Genomic DNA, 20,627 nt, shown 5'->3' on the forward strand with positions numbered 1-20,627 from the left:
ATACAAACATTGAGGGTGTAGTAATTAAAAACCAAGAGTAACAATAAGTAACAGCCAGCGATTAAGGATTAATTAAGCAGGCGTCATACGGTAAAACTGGGGTTACTTAAAATAAATGAGTGAAACGACAATAAATTAAGTGTGAGTCAACTGTAAAAAGTGAACTAGACCCACACTCATAAATATTCGACAGTAAAATTATAATAAATGTAACAGCTAGCCTAACACTTCAAACTCATCATCAACTAACTTAGCACAACTATTTTCTTGCGTTCGCATTGAACAATAAGGTTTGCCAAAAATGCTTAGGCTTCAGTACCAACAAACTCGCCACAAAAATGAGCAAGGCTGTTAGATCAAAGCAAAAGACTAGCCGCGACTCTATGCTCATACCGACGAGCAATGCCCGCTCCATACAGTTTATGCCCTCCATGACTTTGGTCGCACTCCGCCGCTACTTGCCAAGCAAACTATAGAAACGCTTATAGAAACCTTTAACCAATAGCGCACTACAGCGGCTGAGACGAGATAAAGCACTAAGCTAGCCTGCTTTTAGCTACATAGTTACTGCTATAAAACAAAATTATTAGCAGCGTTTAGCATTTTTAAAGGCCTGTACCTGATTTGTTTTGATAAAGCTGCTAACATTGCTGGCAATTTTTGAAGCTTAGTGAGAAAGATCAAGATGGGCAGAGCATACCAAAACCGCAAAGAATCCATGGCGAAAACTGCTGGGCAAAAAACGAGACTCTATTCTAGATACGGAAAAGAGATCTATGTTTGTGCCAAGAATGGTGGTTTCGATCCCGATGGCAACCTTGCACTTCGTCAAATGATTAACAAGGCTAAGAAAGATCAAGTGCCAGCACACGTTATTGAGCGCGCAATTGATAAAGCCAAAGGCGGTGGTGGCGAAGACTACGAAACTGCACGTTATGAAGGTTTTGGTCCTGGCGGTTGTATGGTGATTGCAGACTGTCTAACAGACAACGGCAAGCGTACTTTTACCGAAGTTCGTCAAGCATTCGTTAAAAACGATGCAAAATTAGGTGGCCCGGGTACTGTTGGCCACATGTTCGATCATCAAGCCGTATTCGTATTTGCAGGCGATGACGAAGATGCCATCCTTGAAATGCTAATGATGGCTGACGTTGATGTAACAGACGTTGAGCTTGAAGATGGTATGATCAGTGTCTATGCACCACACACAGAGTTCTTCAAAGTAAAAACCGCATTAGCGGCTGAGCTACCGGAAGACACTGACTATGTAATGGAAGAGATTACGTTCGTGCCGCAGACTATGACTGCTATCACCGATCCTGAAGAAGTTGAGCAGTTTGAGAAGTTCCTTGCTGCACTTGAAGATTGTGACGACGTACAGAACGTTTACCACAACGCAGAACTTCCACAGTAACCTTTAAATTTTAATGACTAGCAAAACGCTAATCAGCAAAAAAGGCACTCATTGAGTGCCTTTTTTATTACTCGTGACTACCCGAGCCAACTACTTCTTAAGCTATTTCTTAAGCAAGTAACGTAGCATGACGCCCTGTTGGCTAATGTCTAATATATAGTAGATAACCTCGTAACCGTGCCGCTCTTGATATTAGCGGCATCATTTGAGCTTTGCTTTTAACTTATTTCTTAAGCTACTTCTTAAGCAAATAACGTAGCATGACGCCCTGTTGGCTAATGTCTAATACTTCGTAACCATGGTTCTTGGCATCATTAGGAATGTTATTAATCGACTGCGAGCAGTCGGTGATCACTTCCAATACTTCACCCGCTTTAAGTGACTGCATCGCTTCAAGCGTAGCAACCGCAGGATAAGGACAAGGCTCACCGTAAATCTCTAAATTGTAATCGGGTACGATAGATGCTGTCATACTATACTCCTCAGCAAAACGTCGGCTCAACGGGCTTGAGCCGAATATAAAACAAATAGAATCAATTCATTATTTTTTAAACGAGTATTTTAAGCTTGAGTGGCTGACGTTACTGTACCTGTCACCACAGGCGCTACCTTTAACTCAGCAAGCTTTGCAGCCAGCGCTTGTTGCTCACTCTTTTGCTTATTAAAGAAGCGTTGCTCCCAGACTAAAATCAGCACAAAGGATAAGCCCAGTAATAGATAAGTCACACCTAAGCCCCCTAGTGGCCCAAACACATCCAATAGGTTGACCTTATCCCAGCTAGTCGCCAATGGCGCTGCCACCACATCCCAGTAGTAGGCTAATATCGTTGCACCAAGGATATTACCAATACCCACCCACCAAAAGTGCACCTGACCTTCTAAGGCACGGTACATCCAGCCTGTTTCACAGCCACCAGCAATCACAATACCGATACCAAATAATAAGCCACCAATCACCGCATTCGGGCCGGCCCATAGGGTTTTGGGGGGCATGCCTAGCTGCACATAGCTGTAAATACCGATAACACTCACCGCCATGCCTAAGATAATCGCCTTAGCCATATGGGTGCGGCCTGTTATCCACATGTCTCTAAATGCCGAGGTAAAGCAGATCTGCGCCCGTTCAATCAATAAACCAAAGATAATCCCCATGAACATGGCAATACCCAGCTTGGTTGAGTTTTGCATGATATAGAGTGAACCCGCGATCATGGCTGCAAACACTACCCAGCCTAAGCGAAAGCGATTTTGTACTTGATTAGGATTGGGTTTAGCAACTTGCTTCAAGCCACCCACTTTCAGCGTGGCGGTTGAGCGGAAAAACGGTAGCAAGGTGATCTTAGCGCCAATATAGGTGCCTGCCGCTGCGGCAAAGGCAAAGATCCATGCATGTAGCGTAAACTGTGGAATACCAGTGAAGAAGGCCGCTAAGTTGCATCCCATTGCCAAACGCGCACCAAAGCCTGCGATCATGCCGCCAATTAGTGCCTGTGCAATACGCTTTTTGGAGCTTGGCATACGCAGCTTCATGTTGTTGGCCCATAATACCGCAGCCAAACACCCACCAAACATACCGATAATCATCACGCCGCCAACGCGATCCAGTGGGGTGCCATTAAGGCCGATAATCTTAAAGTACTGCCATGACTCAGGCTCAGCGCCGAACCATTGCAAGATATGCCCCCCCCAACGAGTAAACTCCCCCGTTACCGCCCAAAGTGAACCGGTAAGACCAAAAAAATAGGTCGACAAAATACCTGCCGCAATAACGGCGGCAAAAGGCGACCAGAATTTAATAAAAAACTGATTTTTAAACGTTAACCACATATTTAAACTTTACCAACTAACATGAGAATTAAATAAAACACTTAATTTAAGCAATTGAGTCAAACGCTTAAATTAAGCACTTAAATGCAGCCCTTAATCTAAGTAAATAATTTAAGGGCCAAAAGTTAAAACACATTAATCACTGAGATAACACACTTAACTAGATTACAGCCAAGCTATTATTTTCAACATTACTTAGTGTTTTATTACATAAATACAACCTTTCAGGGTGGGTATAAATTGTCACTCTATTTTCACGACAAAACCCAACCAAGGTAATATTCGACCTGTTCGCGATATCAATCGCTAACGAAGTTGCAGAAGAAATTGCAAATATAATACTAATATTTGAAATGGCGGCTTTTTGTACCATTTCAAAACTAGCTCGACTGGTTAATAACAAGGCCGACTGACGAGTCTGATTATCAAAGCTGATATGACCAATTAATTTATCGAGGGCCACATGGCGACCAACATCTTCGAAGCAGCACATAATATCACCTTCTGCCGACAACATGGCAGCCGCATGTGTGGCACCGGTCAAATTAAATGCACTTTGATGCTTATGCAGGTTACCTAGGGCTGTTTTTAAACTGTTTAGATTAAACTTTTCATCCCCTGTGACTTTTACAATCGGTTTAACCGTTTGCTCTATCTGTTCTATGCCGCAAAGGCCACAGCCTGTGCGCCCGGCAAGACTACGGCGATGCGCTTTTAACTGCATAAAACAGCGTTGAGACACTTCTATATGTACCAGCACACCAGTGGCAATGGTTTCAATCTCAATAGAACGGATATCGCGTACGCTTTCGATAATGGATTCAGACAAACTAAAGCCAATGGCGAACTCTTTTAATGCCGTTGGACAGGCCATCATCACCACATGAGAAATACCATTATAGATCAGCGCGACTCTCACTTCTTTCGCTACCGTTTCTATTAATACTTGTTCTCTGTCATTACGAAAACAAGTGACTGAAGTCTGCTCGGTAATATTATTTAAGCCACACACAAGTTCCGTCATAGCGCTGTTCCATTTGTCCTGGTAAATAATGTCCCACTCAGCGATATCAATATCGATAAATGGTATTTAGATTCACATTTAATAAAGTTTGAAATCGACCGATATTGTTTAGCCAAACACAATTATCTATTATCTCCGAAAGTGATACGGAAGAACGTCGTTTCCGGTGAAACGTCTGGATTTCAAATCCAGGTGGGGCTGCCAGCAGTCCCGGGTAGGTTCAACTCCTATGTTCTTCCGCCAAATCACTCGTTATAAATATGCTGCCATCTCGAATGACTCTCGAATTATCCTTTTTCTTTCTCCACGTTAATCCACTGCGATCATAAAACTCCAACAATTGAATACTGGCCTTGCGGCCTAACTTAATCATTGAATTAAAATCAGCCGTTTTTATTTCGCCACGAATATTAATTTGCTGCCTAATAACATCCGCGTAAAAATAAAGGCGTTCAGTTAACATAAAGCGGTCTTTAATAATGGCGGATAAGTAACCTAATTGAATCAGCTTACGGCACAGTGGCCGTATGCTTGTGAGCTCTACATTAAGCTGCTTAGCCAGATCCGATGACCATAGCGGACCATTTGCTGCCAACATCAATTGTTTAATACTGAGCCAGAGCTGTTGCTCATGCTCCGACAAGCTCAAGCTATGTCTCGGCAGGTGCAACAGGCCGCGGGTGCTCTGTAGCTGTTGCTGCTCACGCAAACTGTCGGTCAGTTTGAGTAACACTGGCAAAGGGTATTGCCCATGGGTCATGCGCTGTAGACGGTTAATGCTTAGACCAAGCAGCTCTGGGGATGCCTGATGATAATCTTCCACTAGGGTTAATAGCTGAGTTTCAATATGCTGCTTTAATGTATGAGATAGCAGGTAACCATCAAGCTCTAGCAGACGCCTATCTGCTAATAGCGGAGCTTGCTCTGTTAACTGATTAGCCCACATGAAGCCAGACTTCTCAATGCAGTGATTCTGCATTTGAACCTGTAAGCTGCTTTTTACTGAAGTGCACTCTGTTAATGCTTCTAAATAAGCCAAACGCTCAGGGCTACGCTTGCCGCGTTTTGGTGGATTGATATCTAGCACTCGCAGCGCACCTAGCGTGGTTCTTGCTGCTGCGTCTCGCACTATGATTCGGTCTTGTTCCACACAATGAAGTGCCAGCTCACACTGCAACTCCACCAAGGCCTTACCATCAGCAAGACTCTGCAACAAGCCTATACGCGCCGTGGTATGGCTATTACCTAGGTGCACTTGTACGCTTTGCCAATGCTTGAATGAAGAGCAGGATTCAAATACGCCACAAATCACCTTAGGTGGGGCTATCGGCTCTAGCGCGGTTAACCAATCGCCGCGCAGAGCGCCGCGATGCTGGTCAACTCCAGTTAGATTTAGCGCCACGCGTTGGCAATGATGTGCCTGCTCACTCAAGCGGCCTTGGCTATGTAGTGTCCTAACTTTTACTGGTTTGCGCTGCCCCGAAAGATAGAGGTTTTGTCCCTGACTCACTTGGCCACTAATCACAGTCCCGGTGACGACGAGACCGGCTCCTTTCACGCTGAAGGCTCTATCGATCGCCATGCGAAAGCTAGACTCTGGGCTTACCTGATTTAGCGTTTTGGTTTGGGCTTCGGCCAGCTGTCTAATAGCAAGGTTTAGCTCATCAATGCCAACGCCGGTTTGCGCAGATACCACATAGATATCAGTTTGCCTTTGATGTTTTGCCAATAGCTCAGCCACCTCAAGCTTGAGCATTTCAACACGTTCGCTGTCGACCTTATCTTGCTTGGTAAGCACCACGATTAAGTGCTCAAGATTAAGCAGCTGCAAGATGGCTAAATGCTCGTGGGTTTGTGGCATCACGCCATCGTCACAGGCGATGATCAATAGCGCATGTTTGGCGCAGCTTACCCCAGCCAACATGGTATTAATAAACTTGCTATGACCCGGCACATCAACAAAGGCTAGACGCTCACCATCGACTAAATCCATAAAGGCATAGCCTAACTCTATGGTCATGCCGCGCTGTTTCTCTTCCGGTAAACGGTCGGCATCAGTGCCTGTTAGCGCTTGAATTAAGCTGGTTTTGCCGTGATCCACATGGCCTGCGGTAACGATAATCATTGGCTGCCTCCCAAGCTCATCGCTGCGATCGTCTTACCTACCTGCGTCAATACCCGCGCTAGCTGCTGGTCGTTATCGCTGCCACGTAGATCGAGCCAAAGCTGATTGGCAGTAATGCGGCCGATGATCGGGATCTCGGCCGCTTTAAAGTGGCTATCGAGTTGCTGTAGGCTTAGTTGACTGCCTGGTTTCGCAATAAAGCAAACTGATACCGAATCCAGCAACACATCCGGCTGAGAGCCACTTCCGACTTGAGTTTGACTAGCCTGTGATCTCACTTCAAATAGGGGATAAAAAGGGGTACAAGCAGCCACTAACTGGTGCGCAAGCTGTTCAAGTTCAGCCTGTGGCCTTGATAACTTTCTAAAGATGGGTAACTGAGTATCTAGCGCCTGAGGATTGCGATACTGCATAAGCGTGGCTTCGAGTGCTGCCAAGGTCATTTTATCGCAGCGTAGTGCGCGTTTAAGTGGATGAGCTTGCAACTTAGCGATTAACTCGCCATCGCCGACCACTAAGCCCGCTTGCGGCCCGCCGAGCAGTTTGTCACCTGAGAAGCTCACTAGATTGACGCCATCGCTAAGCATCTGCTGCGGCATTGGCTCTTTTGACAGACCAAAGCGTGATAAATCTGTGAGTGCACCGCTACCAAGGTCTGAAATTAACGCGATGCCGCGTGCTTTACATAATGCAGCGAGCTCGGCCTCTTCGGTGGCCTTGGTAAAACCAGAGATATGATAGTTACTGGTGTGCACCTTCATAATTGCGGCGGTATTTTCACTAATCGCTGCGGCGTAATCTTTAAGATGGGTACGGTTAGTGCAGCCCACCTCCACCAGCTTACACCCCGCCTGCGCCATGATGTCGGGAATACGAAACGCACCGCCGATCTCCACCAGCTCACCACGAGAGACAATAACTTCTTTACCCGCCGAAGTTGCGGCAAGCATAAGCAGCACGGCGGCAGCGTTATTATTGACGATGCAGCAACTGTCTGCGCCCGTTAGCTCATGAATCAATGCTGAGATTGCGCTGTCACGGTGGCCGCGTTTTCCCTGGCCCATATCAAACTCAAGCGGCACTGGGCTGCGCATCACCTTAGTTACCGCATCAATCGCCGCTTCACACATCTGCGATCGCCCAAGGTTGGTGTGTAATATGGTGCCAGTTAAGTTGATAACTGGGGACATACTTTGGCGCTGAGCACAAACAATACGACCAGCTAACTCTTCAGCGACGTGGCTTAAGTCCAAGCACCAGCTTGGCAAGCTTTGGCTCGTTGCTATTTGCTGGCGTGCATCTTGAAGCATTTGTGCCAGTAGGGATTTAACCCAGGGCTTCCCCTGCTGGTCGATAAAACTCATCACTTGAGGTATCAGTAGCAAGCTGTCCATTGCTGGTAAACAACGGTATAGCGCTTGAGTAGAGTTGATAGCTTTAGTCATAGGTCTTTGTCTGGTTGTGTTAGTTATTTTATTGAATCGATTTAATAAAAGAGCCACACCGAAATGCGGCTCTTGGTTGGCTTGCTTACTAGCTGTTTGTAAAGCTAGCTAGTGGATATCACCGACTTTTGGCTGAGGCTTTTCACTTGGCTGAAGCTCTCCATCAAGCTGAGGCTCCTGCTCATGGGCCAGAAGCAGCGGATTCACCGTAGTTGCGCTGTATCCCTGCTCAACGAGGTGGCTATCCATCACCAGAGTCGCCAAATCGTCTGCGGCGACTTCCAGCCTTGGGTTGATGTCGGTAAAGAACATCTTGGTGTACCCCATACAGGTATCGCAGCTTTCAACGCGAATTGCGGCATTGGTTTCAGTTTCAGCCCACAGAAACACGCCCTTGCTTTCACCACATGATGTGCACTCGGCACGCACTTCATGCCACTCGGTTTCACACAAGCTGCAATGCAGGTAACGCAGTCCAGCACGTGGCTCTTCCTTGATCACGCTGCCTACAGGGTGACTTCCACAAACGGGACATAATCGTTTGTGGGCCTCTGCCGCGTCCGCTAATCCTTGTGCCACCTCTACCGCCCAATGTGACCAGTACACCGACAGTGCAGCCCAGATAAATAGGCTGTACTGCGCTGGTACTTCGGCAAAGCGTCCGCTAAGCATAGACTTGGCATAACCTTGCAACACATCGGCTCTAGCCTTAGCTAACTCCTTTAGCACTAAGTGTAAGTCGGTGCTGACTTTTGGCATTAACTCACTAATCAGCTCCAGCAATACCGACTGCCAATAGTTGCCCCACTCAAAGTGCTGCTGCGCCATCGGCTTATCTTGGCTTAGATCTAGCTTTGGCTTTGGACCAAAGCAGCTCTTTGCCGCCTCACCATAGAGTGCCGATACCTTTTGTTGAGCAATCACTAACTGCTCGAGTAAGCCGAAGTATTCTGCTAATCCAGACTCCTCGGCTAGCTCAACGAGTCGCTGTGCTCTAAATTGATAAACGGCTTTGGGGTCTGCTGGGATCACGGTCTTAATATCCAATGACTGGCCAGAGATTTTCTCAGCGTCGAGTATTGCTGTGCTCATAATTAGTGTTTTTCCTGCTTTTTAGTCTTTAATTCAGGATCATTTAGCATGTTAGGGTGATGCTTCTTACACCACGCCCGCGACACATAGCCGTACAACATGCCTGCAACCGATCCTTCCACCCACGTTGCCATCCAGAAATGCACAATCACAAAGATCAACATGATCACTGCGCAGATTGCATGAATCAAAATAGCCCACTGGATAGTGCTTGCTTCAAAATAAGAGGCAAAGTAAGGCTGCCACATCATGAAACCCGTAATCGTCAAAGCGATTGAGGTCACCACGAAGGTACGAAACAGCACTTTTTGACCTGGGTTGTAATGGCCGATAGCTGGGATCTTGTCCTCGTTCTCGAACATCACATCCTTAATGGCTAACATCCATGTCAGGTCATTCTTTTCCCACTTGTTATGGTGGTAATAGCGCACGAGCATCAGCATTAACGGTAAGCACATCAGCAAACCGGCAATCGGATGAACGAAACGCGCCATCTGTGGTGTACCTGCAATCGAACCCAACCATTGAAATGATGGGAAGAAAAAGGCAAAGCCTGTTAGGAACGTCACCAAACCAGCGGCAACCACAAACCAGTGACAGATGCGGTCGAACAACTTATGACGCAAAATCATATTCTGCTTATGCATGAGCGTTACTCCTTATCTGACTTATCTGAGTGAGTGTGGTCAAACGCTGCTGGCTCATCTTCTTCAACGATGTTACGCCCCACAGTGATACGGTGTAGACAGGCCACCGCCACGGTTGCGAGAATACCCGCGGTACCCAGCGGCTTAACCACGTCTTGCCAGAGCTTCACCGGCACGCTCGTTTTCGGATCGGCAGGTAAACCGTAGTCTTGCGGCTTGCTAACATCATGCAAGATCATCATCATGCCTGTACCACCCACACCCTCTGGGTTGTATAGACCTGCATTAACAAAGCCTCGTTTATGCAGCTCTTTGATTCTAAGATCTGCGATAAACAACATGTCTTCACGGGTACCAAACTTCAGCGCACCAGTAACACAAGACTTCACACATGCAGGCTCTTGACCCACTTGCAGGCGGTCTGAACACATGCTGCACTTGTAGGCCTTTTGATCGATAGGATCGAGTCTTGGTACATCGAACGGACAAGCCGATACGCAGTAGCCACAACCTGTACACTTATCGGAGTCAAAATCGACTACGCCGTTAGCCCGTTGAACGATGGCACCTTTGGTAGAGCAAGCCGTTAAGCAAGCAGGATCGTCACAGTGCATACATGCGTTGTGAGTAAAACGCCAACGCAATTGGTTGTTCTCTTCAACTTCGTTGTACTTCATCAGTGTCCAGCACTCAGAAGACAGATCCATTGGGTTTTGGTAACTCCCTTGGAAACTACCAATTGGCGCTCTAAGGTCGTTCCATTCTGAACAAGACACCTGACATGCCTTACAACCGTTGCACTTAGTCGCATCGAATAACTTGGCGACCTTGCTTAACTTGCGGCGTACCTGCGCTGCAGGGGTGAGCTCTGATGTGCCAGAGCTTAAAATAATATCTTGAGAAGACATGATTACACTCCCTCAGCCTTAGTGATATCCACAAGGAATGCCTTGAACTCAGGCACCTGAGTATTAGCATCACCCACTTCCGTGGTCAGTACGTTACAGCTGTAACTTCTGCGGGTTAACCCGCTATGACCGCCATGACGAGGCAAGCCAACCGTATGCACCATCTGGCCGTGAACCTTGAGTGGCTGTAGACGCTTAGTCACTAGTGCTTTAGTTAGCAAGCTACCGCGCTTAGAGCTGACTCGAACCCAGTCGCCGTTAGCAATGCCCTTCTGTGCTGCTAGAATTTCATCCAGCTCAACAAAGGTTTCAGGCATAGAGATAGCCGCTAGACGACAGTGAATGGTCCAGAAGTTGAAGTGTTCAGTTAACGAGTAGGTGGTACACACATAAGGGAACTCCTTATGTGAACCTAAAGTTTCTTGAACGCCTTCTAACAAACGTACCGCAGGGTTACTGATCACATTCGGGTGCAATGGGTTAGTGCCAATTGGCGATTCCATTGGCTCGTAATGCTCAGGGAATGGTCCCTCCGCTAGCATTTTTAGCGAGAAGAAACGCCCTACACCTTCAGGCTGCATAATGAATGGGTGCGCCGACTCTTGTGGCGGTAACTTCATATTGAAGTCGCCCACATCGATGCCATGCCATTTACCCTGATCCCACTCAAGGATCATTCGTTTTGGATCCCAAGGCTTACCGTTCACATCGCAGGATGCGCGGTTATACAGCACGCGACGGTTTTGTGGCCAAGCAAATGCCCAACCAGGGGTAATCCCCTTACCTGAGGTATCGGAATTATCACGACGCGCCATCATGTTGCCCTCTTCGGTCCAACAGCCCGAATAGATCCAACAACCACATGAGGTACTACCGTCATCTTTTAACTGACTAAAGCTATCGAGCTGCTTGCCTGTTTTAAGGTCGATACCGTTCAGCTCTTTTGCCACCTCTTCGCCATGTGGGAAGTGTGGATCGTGATAACCAGCCCAGTTAACCGCTTCAATTGGCTCAGGTAACACACCGCCTTCGGCTTTATAGAGCTCACGCAGCTTCATCAAGATCCCCGATAGGATCTCAGCATCTGGCTTAGACTCACCCGGCGGGTTCGCGCCCTTCCAGTGCCACTGCATCCAGCGCCCCGAGTTAACGATACAGCCTTCTTCTTCAGCAAATAACGTTGTCGGCAGGCGGAATACTTCTGTTTGAATTTCGCTTGGCTGCACATCGTTGAACTCACCGGCTTTTTGCCAGAATAATGAGGTCTCTGTCGCCAATGGATCCATGACAACCAAGTACTTAAGCTTACATAATGCTGCTAAGGTCTTGTTACGGTTTGGCATAGAGTTAATCGCGTTAACCCCTTGCACGAAGTAACCATTAACTTGGCCCTTGTACATCATGTCGATGTGCTTGGTGTAGTCGTACTGTAAGTCCCACTTAGGTAACCAGTCATAACCAAAGCTATTAGCAGCAGTTGCATGCTCCCCCCAGAAACTCTTCATCTGCGAGATAAAGAACTTCGGATAGTTAGACCAATAGTTTGTTTGGCCTGGACGCAACGCCTTAGGCGTATAGTTATCTAGGTATGTCGCTAAGTCTGTATCCTTGTCATTTGGTAGCTTTAAGTAACCTGGCAGGTTCTGACATAGCAGACCCATGTCGGTTGCGCCCTGTACGTTCGAGTGACCACGTAGTGCGTTGACACCACCGCCTAACACGCCAATATTACCTAACAGTAACTGCACTAATGCCATAGAACGGATGTTCTGTGCGCCTTTAGTGTGGTGAGTCCAGCCTAGCGCGTACATGAAGGTCGCCACTCGATTGTGAGTGTGTGTGCTACCGATAAGCGCACAAACCTTCTCATAGTCTTCAACTGGCGTGCCGGTAATGTTACTGACAGTCTCGAAGTCGTAACGATCCACATGTTTCTTTAGTAGGTTCCACACACAGCGAGGATGCTCGTAGGTTTCATCAACTTTGGCGTAACCATCTTCATCTAATTCGTAGTACCAAGTTTCTTTGTCGTAGCTGCGGCTATTCTCATCAAAACCACTAAATAGGCCTTCATTGAATTCGAAATCTTCACGTACTATGTAACTCGCGTTGGTATACGCTTTGACATATTCGTAGTTAACTTGTTTAGTATCAATGAGGTATCGACATAGACCCAAAAGGAATGCGATATCAGTACCACTACGAAGTGGTGCATAACAGTCAGCTAATGCTGCACTGCGGTTAAAGCGTGGATCCACAACCACCAACTTGGCGTTATTGTGTTCCATGGCTTCTGTAACCCAACCAAAACCGACAGGATGTGCTTCGGCGGCATTACCGCCCATGATCACCACCACATTGGAGTTCTTAATATCGATCCAGTGGTTGGTCATGGCACCGCGCCCAAATGTTGGAGCAAGACTTGCTACCGTTGGGGAGTGTCAGTTACGCGCAATAGTGTCGATGGCAACTAGGCCAAGAGAACGAGCAAACTTATGAGTGATGAAGCCACCTTCGTTTGGTTGTGCAGATGAAGTCATCATGCCTGTGCTCAACCAACGGTTTACTGTGGTGCCATCACTATTTTTTTCAATAAAGTTTTCATCGCGATCGTCTTTCATTAGACGGGCGATACGGCTAAATGCCTCATTCCAACTGATGCGCTTCCACTCGTTAGAGCCAGCCTCACGCACTTCTGGGAAATGGTTACGGTTAGGGCTATTCACATAGTCCACTAGACCCGCACCTTTAGGGCATAATGCGCCACGGTTAACCGGATGGTCGGCATCGCCTTCAATGTGGAAAATCGCTTTCTCGGCGTTTTTCCCATTGCTGCCATAGCTGTACATCAATAAGCCACAACCCACTGAGCAATAACAGCAGTTATTGCGGGTCTCTTTTGCTTTCAACAACTTATACTCACGAGGCGCCGCCATTGCAGTACCGGGCATTAATCCCAATGCTGATATGGCCGATGTGGTCGCTCCGCAGGCACACAGTTTAAAAAACTGTCGTCTGTCCATATAACCCTCACACAATTAGTATTTTCTACTCTGGCCGACTAACTCATCTCGGCACGTAGCTTTGGTTTTCCCGCTAATCCACTTTTAGTCCAACCTGTACGACTAGCAACAAGCTAAACAAAGGCTAATTAACGCGAACCGATTATCCTCAAAGTCATCTATACGAACAATTTATAACACACGACAAAGATCACACTAAAATCACAACAAAATAAAACACTAAAAACTGACAAGCAATCAAATCAAAGGGCTGCAAAGGTGATAAAATAGAGACAAAAACAGAATAAAACACCAAAACTAGCTAACGAATAACAATCGGACATATTGACCCACAAAGATAAGACATTATGTCTCACGGGCAATGCGAATTAGATGTTAAATAGATTTAAGGGGAAGTAGAGAGTGATAAACAGGAAGAGGCGTGAGAGCACGCCTAGCAATAGGTAATGGAACTGACAGCCCGATAACAGCTTTTTAATAACAGATTCAGACAGCCTTAATGCTAGGCAGCGAACCAGTCAAGCTTAGACAATATGGCACACCTAAAACCACCACATCATGTACTGCAATGTTCTATCAGACCTAAAAATAGAATGATTTGCCGTTGAGTAAATTTTCCCCACCAACCAATCAACCTTGTTGTTTCGAAATTTTCAATTCGACTGTTGGTGAGTTTTCAACCATAACGGCGTTATTTATGACGCTAACTCTTGCCGGCATTTAAGGTGGCCAACCTAGCTTTTTCCAATTCAACTAAGTAACTGGCAATTTCCATCACCTGCTCAGCTGAAGTTGCCGATTCATTCAGCACGATATAGCGGCCATTGACTAATATGGTTGGCGTACTTCGGATCTCGGCCGATGACATAATCTGCATCGCCTGCTTAAGCTTAGACTTGATCTCTTCGGAGTTAAGCTTCTCGGTAAACTCCTGCTGCGTTAAACCGTAACCATTTAAGAAATGACCTAACTTTGATTGCTGTTGCTTGAGATCGGTAATTTCTCGCAAATCCATCACCTCTCCAAATAAAGCCGTATGGATTTTTTGTTTATCTGGCATCTGCTGTACGATAAAAAACACCTTGGCATGTAACTTCATCGCCTGATTCCACACCGCTGGCGATTGTACCAGTTGTACCCCATCGCCCATAGTTTGCTCCCACTTGTGCAGCGGCTTTTCAAACAGTTCACAGTGGGGGCAGCCATACCAAAAAAACTCGGTGACCGAAATATTATCGCTGCTTACGGGAATAGGGGTCGCTAACACACGGTAATGCACGCCTTCGACAAATCCTTCAACAAGGTTACCGCCAGCATCCGGTTTAGATGGTTCGGAACAAGCTATCATCGCTAAGGTGAGAAACAGGCTAACTAGAAGTTTTTTCATGACAGGTCCTTTTGTTCGTGTGATTGACCATATTACGGGCTACTTAGGATCATCACTAGCACTCATCACATATTAGCCCAAAAACAAAAAGGCACTCAAATGAGTGCCTTTTACCTAATCAAACAATTCCCTGCAAAGGTTGTTTAATACCAATCAGTATAATTCTAGTTATGAACAGCAATCTCGACGCCACCAATTTTTAGGAAGCTTATCAAGGAACACTTTAGCCATCAGTATCGCTAAAATAACACCCGAGGTGTAGACGATACTGGCAGGCAATAGCTCATGCTGCTCACCAATTTGAGGCATCACCACAAAACCAAAGGTGTCGACTAGGTAGTTAACTAATATACCTGATACTAGCGCCACGCCTAATACGCCGCCTAAGTAGCCATAGAGCGCACGCTTACCTAGCTCTTTAGTCACCACACCTAAGGTGGCAATATTGGTCGCTGGACCGGCTAACATAAACACCAATACTGCACCGGGAGATACACCTGCTAATAGCAGTCCCGCTGCGATTGGCGTAGATGCCGTGGCGCAGATATACATTGGCACAGAGATAAGTACCATCACCAACATAGCCAAAATACCATCGCCCCACTTAGCCATAAAATCACCTGGCACGTAGGTTTGTACCAATGCAGCGAAGAACAGGCCGATCAACAACCAAACGGTAGTATCACGCACAAGATCGGTCGCCGCGTAATGTAGACCCTTACCGATACGACTAATAATAGAGGTGCCTTTTAGCTCCGTTGCCACATCTCTGGTCGATTCACAGCAGCTTTCAGCTTCGTCACCTTTGTGGGCATGACTCGCAGTATCCACTTTCTTGCTACTGCAACAAGATGACTTTTCTGCTACTGATACCACTGCTGGTGCCTTACTTGAGCAACACGAAGGTTTTTCCAATTTAGGCTCAACAATCTCGGTAGCTTTTTTACTACTGCAGCAAGAGGCTTTTTCAGCCTTAACTTCTACTACAGGCTCGACCTTTTTACTGCTACAACATGAGCTGACAGGCTCTGCTTTCGGCGCTGTCTGTTTGCTACTACAACAAGATGTTGCAGGCTCGGCTTGAGGCTCTGAGCCGAGCTTAGCTGCTGCGCTAGCAACGGGCTTACCGTCATCGTCATCTCGCCCGACTAATAGACCAGCTACAATCGCACTGACAACTGCGGCTATTGGCCTCACAATCGCCATGAATGGCCCGAGTAACACATAAGATACTGTTACTGAGTCGACACCGGTCTCTGGAGTTGAAACTAAAAATGAGGTAGTTGCTGCTTTCGATGCACCACTACGGCGTAAMCCCACCGCCGCAGGAATAACGCCGCAAGAACACAAAGGTAGAGGCGCACCCAGTACCGCTGCCTTAACTGTGGTTTTAATGCCGTGACCGCCAAGCTGCTTTTGCATCCAGGCCATAGGCACGAACATTTTCAACATGCCAGCCAGTACTAGGCCGAGCAAAAGCCAGGGAGCTGACTCTAGAAACAGCTCAATAAAGTTTTCTAATAACATAACTACTTCTCACGTGTATTCTTAAGTATTCGATTTAGTTGTCGATTTAGCATTCGCTCTGTCTGTGCAGCTTTTAGTGAACTGCTTTTGATCATGAGCATGGGTGTCATTTTCACAGCGGATGCTGTCTGTATTTGATTCTAATGCTTCGAGTATTGAGCAATGCTCTGCGCTTTCAGGACCGCCACAGCAGGCTTGTGATAACCTTTGTAGAGACAATTGAAAATGATTCAGCTCTGCAATTTTAGCTTCGACATTCGCCAACTTATCATCAACCATGCCTTTTACATCGGCGCAGGCCCAATTGGATTTATCGAGTTCAATCGACAGAAGTTCGGTGATCTCGGCAAGCGTAAAGCCCACCGCCTTGGCGCGCAGAATAAAACGCAAGCGCTGGGCATCGGCCTCGGTATAGATGCGATAACCCGAATCGGTGCGTGAAGATGGCGCCAACAAACCGTGCTTCTCATAAAACCTTAGGGTGTCAGCCTTAACTTCACACAGCTGCGCAAGCTCACCTATTCGATACATGCCTAGCTCCAAATCAATCTTAAATTCAGTTTCCAACTCAAGCATTAACCAGCGATAAAACCGACAAACCACAAGGCTTTTGTCACTGCAATGGCTAGAGTATAAACCTTGGAGTTGTATCCAAGGTCAAGAGTTATTCTGCGCTTAAATAAACAAGAAAGCTTGTTCTGCTGAACGTATTGTGAAATCGCGCAGAAAAAAGCACCGCCGACTACAAATTTACGGTAAAATACGCGCGCCGTGACGAAAGGGTATAAAAATTGAGGGACTTTTGGAAAGCAGTGTAGGCCAATATGGCATGAGACTGTTCTGTTTTCCGAAAGATCCTTAAAAATAACTACTGGACCCTGTACCTACAATGAATAATGCCAGACCTATTCGTCGCGCGCTGTTAAGCGTTTCAGATAAAACCGGAATCCTAGAGTTTGCACAAGCGCTGCATGCTCAAGGTGTTGAACTACTTTCTACTGGTGGCACCGCACGCCTTCTGGCTGATAATGGTGTGCCTGTCATTGAAGTCTCAGATTATACTGGTCACCCAGAGATCATGGATGGCCGCGTTAAAACCCTGCACCCTAAAGTGCATGGCGGCATTTTAGCGCGTCGTGGTATCGACGAAATCGTAATGGAACAAAACAACATCAAACCTATCGACTTGGTTGCTGTTAACTTGTATCCGTTCGCAGCAACTGTAGCCGCAGAAGGCTGTACTCTTGCCGATGCTATCGAGAATATCGATATCGGCGGCCCAACTATGGTTCGCTCTACCGCTAAAAACCACAAAGACACCACTATCATAGTTAACGCTAACGACTACGGCCGCGTTATTGCAGAGATGCAAGCGAACGAAGGTAGCACCACCCTTGAAACTCGCTTCGACTTAGCGATTGCCGCGTTTGAGCACACAGCTGCATACGATGGCATGATTGCTAACTACTTCGGCACCAAAGTTCCTGCACACAGCAAGGACGAGTGTCATGAAGACTCTAAGTTCCCACGCACCTACAACACTCAGTTGGTTAAGAAGCAAGACTTGCGTTATGGCGAAAACAGCCATCAGACTGCCGCTTTCTACGTTGACACTAACCTTGATGAAGCCTCTGTTGCCACAGCGGTACAGTTGCAAGGTAAGGCGCTTTCATACAACAACATAGCCGATACCGACTCAGCGCTTGAGTGCGTAAAAGAGTTCGACGAACCAGCTTGTGTGATCGTTAAGCACGCTAACCCATGCGGCGTAGCGATTGGCGAAAATCTACTTGAAGCTTACAACCGTGCATTCCAAACTGACCCTACCTCAGCTTTCGGTGGCATCATTGCCTTTAACGGCGAGTTAGATGCAGCAACGGCTAGTGCAATTGTTGAGCGCCAGTTTGTTGAGGTGATCATTGCTCCTAAAGTTAGCCAAGCAGCACGCGACGTTGTTGCCGCTAAGGCAAACGTACGCTTACTCGAGTGTGGTCAATGGACGAGCAAGACCACCAGCCTAGATTACAAGCGTGTAAACGGTGGCCTATTACTACAAGATCGCGACCAAGGCATGGTTGGCCTAGACGAGGTTAAGGTGGTTTCTAAGCGTCAGCCAACTGCTGATGAGATGAAAGACTTAATGTTCTGCTGGAAGGTTGCTAAGTTTGTTAAATCAAACGCTATCGTTTACGCCAAGAACAGCATGACTATCGGTGTCGGCGCAGGCCAAATGAGCCGAGTTTATAGTGCCAAAGTTGCCGGTATCAAAGCCGCTGACGAAGGTCTAGATGTACAAAACTCAGTGATGGCATCAGACGCGTTCTTCCCATTCCGTGATGGTATCGATGCCGCAGCAGAAGCAGGCATCAGCTGTATCATCCAGCCAGGCGGCTCAATCCGCGATGAAGAGATCATCGCAGCAGCAGATGAGCACGGCATGGCAATGGTATTTACCGGCATGCGCCACTTCCGTCATTAATTTATATGAAGCTTTAGGTTTTAGATCCTAGGTCCTAGGACCTGCACTTTGCCCCAAGCTTCTAAAAATTGATTTTTAACGTTTAGAGCAAGCCATTTTTTCTAGGTCAAAGAAAGCACGCGCAGATTCTTGTTGGTAAAAAATGCCAATACGTGAGCATGCTTGATGCAGAGATAGGAAGAATGGCGCAGCTATAAAAGGTAAAGATATGAAAGTATTGATTATAGGTGGCGGCGGTCGCGAACATGCATTGGCATGGAAGGCTGCGCAATCTGAGCAAGTAAAAACTGTCTTTGTTGCCCCGGGTAACGCTGGCACCGCATTAGAGCCAAAGCTTGAAAACGTAGCGATTAACGTTGAAGAGATCTCGGCATTAGTGGCATTTGCGACAGAGCAAAAAGTCGCTATCACCATTGTTGGCCCTGAAGTGCCATTAGCACTTGGCGTTGTCGATGCCTTTAACGAAGCAGGCCTACCTATCTTTGGCCCAACTAAAGGCGCCGCGCAGCTTGAGTCGTCTAAAGCCTTCACCAAAGACTTCCTAGCACGTCACAACATTCCTACTGCGGCTTACTCAAACTTTACCGAGATTGAACCCGCTAAAGCTTATGTGACTCAAGTGACGGCGACTACGGGTTTCCCTATCGTGATTAAGGCCGATGGCCTAGCGGCGGGTAAAGGCGTGATCATCGCAGCCGATCAAAGTGAAGCGGATGCGGCTATCGAAGATATGCTAGCAGGCAATAAGTTTGGTGAAGCGGGTTCTCGCGTGGTTATCGAAGAGTTCCTAAAAGGCGAAGAAGCCAGCTTTATCGTAATGGTAGACGGTAAGAACATTCTTGCTATGGCCACCAGCCAAGACCATAAAGCACGTGATAATGGCGATCATGGCCCAAACACTGGTGGTATGGGTGCTTACTCGCCTGCCCCCGTCGTTACCCAAGCGGTTCACGATTGGACCATTGAACATGTGATCCGCCCAACTGTTGATGGCATGGCGGCTGAAGGCAATGTTTACACTGGTTTCTTATACGCTGGCTTGATGATTGCACCAGATGGCAGCGCCAAAGTACTTGAGTACAACTGCCGCTTTGGCGACCCTGAAACTCAGCCAATCATGATGCGTCTTAAGTCTGATCTGGTCGAGCTGTGCCTAGCCTCGACTCGCGGCGAGCTTGACCAGGTCACCGCCGAGTTCGATGCCCGCGCAGCTGTAGGTGTGGTTCTCGCTGCAGGCGGTTACCCGGATGCGTACCGCAAGCACGATGTGATTGACGGCCTATCTTTAGGTAATAACGACGCTAAAGTGTTCCATGCGGGTACTAGCATGAAAGACGGTCATGTTGTCACTAACGGCGGCCGCGTATTATGCGCAACGGCACTGGGCAACACAGTGACTGAAGCGCAACAATCTGCGTACGCCTTAGTCGATGCGATTCACTGGGATGATGTCTACTTTAGAACCGACATCGCTTACCGCGCTATTGCCCGTGAAAACGGCGAAGGCTAACTCAGCCTCTGTTCTAGCTTAAAAGCCCTGTTAATTCAGGGCTTTTTTATGCCTGTCACATAATGACTCATACGCTAAAATAACTAGGATGCCCCCGTCATAACTCAGCGACACCGCTTACCGTGCGATTGCCTGTGAAAAAGCCCGCGAAAACGGCGAAGGCTAACTCCGCCTCAGTTCTAGCTTAAAAGCCCTGTTAACCCAGGGCTTTTTTATACC

15 protein-coding genes and 1 tRNA gene are annotated in these 20,627 nt (G+C 47.1%); 4 read left to right on the forward strand and 12 right to left on the reverse strand.

All coding sequences use genetic code 11. The features are described 5' to 3' along the window. The first annotated feature begins 685 nt into the window (after positions 1 to 685). On the forward strand, positions 686 to 1,414 hold the full coding sequence (locus tag L1D44_RS16325) for a YebC/PmpR family DNA-binding transcriptional regulator (RefSeq protein ID WP_028767656.1): 729 nt from the start codon (positions 686 to 688) through the stop codon (positions 1,412 to 1,414). A 235-nt stretch (positions 1,415 to 1,649) separates the two neighbouring features. Here L1D44_RS16325 and yedF read toward each other — a convergent pair whose 3' ends face one another. From yedF to fdhD, 3 genes are all read right to left on the reverse strand, one after another. After that, positions 1,650 to 1,886 (reverse strand): sulfurtransferase-like selenium metabolism protein YedF, encoded by a 237-nt coding sequence (yedF, locus tag L1D44_RS16330; RefSeq protein ID WP_239892334.1) that lies wholly within the window; start codon positions 1,884 to 1,886, stop codon positions 1,650 to 1,652. 89 nt (positions 1,887 to 1,975) lie between these two features. Further along, positions 1,976 to 3,241 carry a selenium metabolism membrane protein YedE/FdhT gene (yedE, locus tag L1D44_RS16335; RefSeq protein ID WP_239892336.1) on the reverse strand — a complete coding sequence of 422 codons (1,266 nt, stop codon included), beginning with the start codon at positions 3,239 to 3,241 and terminating at the stop codon, positions 1,976 to 1,978. Positions 3,242 to 3,401: 160 nt separating this feature from the next. Then, on the reverse strand, positions 3,402 to 4,265 hold the full coding sequence (gene fdhD, locus L1D44_RS16340; protein WP_239892338.1) for a formate dehydrogenase accessory sulfurtransferase FdhD: 864 nt from the start codon (positions 4,263 to 4,265) through the stop codon (positions 3,402 to 3,404). Positions 4,266 to 4,413: 148 nt separating this feature from the next. Between fdhD and L1D44_RS16345 the strand changes: the two genes are divergently transcribed. Beyond that, positions 4,414 to 4,508: transfer RNA gene (locus tag L1D44_RS16345), tRNA-Sec, on the forward strand. Here the strand turns inward: L1D44_RS16345 and selB are convergent. The 9 genes from selB to zntR all read right to left on the reverse strand — a co-directional run bounded on the left by selB (position 4,486) and on the right by zntR (position 16,950). Beyond that, positions 4,486 to 6,390, reverse strand: a complete 1,905-nt coding sequence (gene selB, locus L1D44_RS16350; protein WP_239892340.1) for a selenocysteine-specific translation elongation factor — start codon at positions 6,388 to 6,390, stop codon at positions 4,486 to 4,488. The genes L1D44_RS16345 and selB overlap by 23 nt on opposite strands. Beyond that, entirely contained in the window at positions 6,387 to 7,835 is a 1,449-nt protein-coding gene (selA, locus tag L1D44_RS16355; protein ID WP_239892342.1) for an L-seryl-tRNA(Sec) selenium transferase, read from the reverse strand. Before selA ends, selB begins: the two co-directional genes overlap by 4 nt. Before the next feature lie 108 nt (positions 7,836 to 7,943). Then, on the reverse strand, positions 7,944 to 8,927 hold the full coding sequence (fdhE, locus tag L1D44_RS16360) for a formate dehydrogenase accessory protein FdhE (RefSeq protein ID WP_239892344.1): 984 nt from the start codon (positions 8,925 to 8,927) through the stop codon (positions 7,944 to 7,946). Between the two features lie 2 nt (positions 8,928 to 8,929). Continuing rightward, positions 8,930 to 9,574: a formate dehydrogenase subunit gamma gene (locus L1D44_RS16365; protein WP_239892346.1), complete on the reverse strand. Its 645-nt coding sequence runs from the start codon at positions 9,572 to 9,574 to the stop codon at positions 8,930 to 8,932. 5 nt (positions 9,575 to 9,579) lie between these two features. Next, a complete protein-coding gene (gene fdxH, locus L1D44_RS16370; RefSeq protein ID WP_239892349.1) occupies positions 9,580 to 10,482 on the reverse strand; it encodes a formate dehydrogenase subunit beta in 903 nt (300 codons plus the stop codon). A 2-nt stretch (positions 10,483 to 10,484) separates the two neighbouring features. Further along, complete coding sequence (gene fdnG, locus L1D44_RS16375; protein WP_239892351.1) at positions 10,485 to 13,505, reverse strand: formate dehydrogenase-N subunit alpha; 3,021 nt, start codon at positions 13,503 to 13,505, stop codon at positions 10,485 to 10,487. A gap of 703 nt (positions 13,506 to 14,208) precedes the next feature. Beyond that, positions 14,209 to 14,892 carry a thiol:disulfide interchange protein DsbA/DsbL gene (locus tag L1D44_RS16380; RefSeq protein ID WP_220767809.1) on the reverse strand — a complete coding sequence of 228 codons (684 nt, stop codon included), beginning with the start codon at positions 14,890 to 14,892 and terminating at the stop codon, positions 14,209 to 14,211. Between the two features lie 168 nt (positions 14,893 to 15,060). Next, a complete protein-coding gene (locus L1D44_RS16385) occupies positions 15,061 to 16,419 on the reverse strand; it encodes an SO_0444 family Cu/Zn efflux transporter (RefSeq protein WP_239892353.1) in 1,359 nt (452 codons plus the stop codon). A 21-nt stretch (positions 16,420 to 16,440) separates the two neighbouring features. Further along, positions 16,441 to 16,950 (reverse strand): Zn(2+)-responsive transcriptional regulator, encoded by a 510-nt coding sequence (gene zntR / locus L1D44_RS16390; protein ID WP_239892410.1) that lies wholly within the window; start codon positions 16,948 to 16,950, stop codon positions 16,441 to 16,443. A gap of 358 nt (positions 16,951 to 17,308) precedes the next feature. Here zntR and purH point away from each other — a divergent pair, with 358 nt between their 5' ends. Next, the gene (gene purH, locus L1D44_RS16395) at positions 17,309 to 18,898 is read left to right on the forward strand and encodes a bifunctional phosphoribosylaminoimidazolecarboxamide formyltransferase/IMP cyclohydrolase (protein WP_239892355.1); all 1,590 of its coding nucleotides are present in this window, start codon (positions 17,309 to 17,311) and stop codon (positions 18,896 to 18,898) included. Between the two features lie 208 nt (positions 18,899 to 19,106). Continuing rightward, positions 19,107 to 20,408 (forward strand): phosphoribosylamine--glycine ligase, encoded by a 1,302-nt coding sequence (gene purD / locus L1D44_RS16400; protein ID WP_239892357.1) that lies wholly within the window; start codon positions 19,107 to 19,109, stop codon positions 20,406 to 20,408. The last annotated feature ends 219 nt before the right edge of the window (positions 20,409 to 20,627 follow it).

Origin of the sequence: Shewanella sp. Isolate13, from assembly GCF_022398325.1 — a bacterium.
Lineage (GTDB): Bacteria > Pseudomonadota > Gammaproteobacteria > Enterobacterales > Shewanellaceae > Shewanella.

Coding starts and splice junctions, on each gene's coding strand:
- L1D44_RS16325 (WP_028767656.1), top strand. CDS start 686: ATGGGCAGAGCATACCAAAACCGCAAAGAATCCATGGCGAAAACTGCT.
- yedF (WP_239892334.1), bottom strand. CDS start 1,886: ATGACAGCATCTATCGTACCCGATTACAATTTAGAGATTTACGGTGAG.
- yedE (WP_239892336.1), bottom strand. CDS start 3,241: ATGTGGTTAACGTTTAAAAATCAGTTTTTTATTAAATTCTGGTCGCCT.
- fdhD (WP_239892338.1), bottom strand. CDS start 4,265: ATGACGGAACTTGTGTGTGGCTTAAATAATATTACCGAGCAGACTTCA.
- selB (WP_239892340.1), bottom strand. CDS start 6,390: ATGATTATCGTTACCGCAGGCCATGTGGATCACGGCAAAACCAGCTTA.
- selA (WP_239892342.1), bottom strand. CDS start 7,835: ATGACTAAAGCTATCAACTCTACTCAAGCGCTATACCGTTGTTTACCA.
- fdhE (WP_239892344.1), bottom strand. CDS start 8,927: ATGAGCACAGCAATACTCGACGCTGAGAAAATCTCTGGCCAGTCATTG.
- L1D44_RS16365 (WP_239892346.1), bottom strand. CDS start 9,574: ATGCATAAGCAGAATATGATTTTGCGTCATAAGTTGTTCGACCGCATC.
- fdxH (WP_239892349.1), bottom strand. CDS start 10,482: ATGTCTTCTCAAGATATTATTTTAAGCTCTGGCACATCAGAGCTCACC.
- L1D44_RS16380 (WP_220767809.1), bottom strand. CDS start 14,892: ATGAAAAAACTTCTAGTTAGCCTGTTTCTCACCTTAGCGATGATAGCT.
- zntR (WP_239892410.1), bottom strand. CDS start 16,950: ATGTATCGAATAGGTGAGCTTGCGCAGCTGTGTGAAGTTAAGGCTGAC.
- purH (WP_239892355.1), top strand. CDS start 17,309: ATGAATAATGCCAGACCTATTCGTCGCGCGCTGTTAAGCGTTTCAGAT.
- purD (WP_239892357.1), top strand. CDS start 19,107: ATGAAAGTATTGATTATAGGTGGCGGCGGTCGCGAACATGCATTGGCA.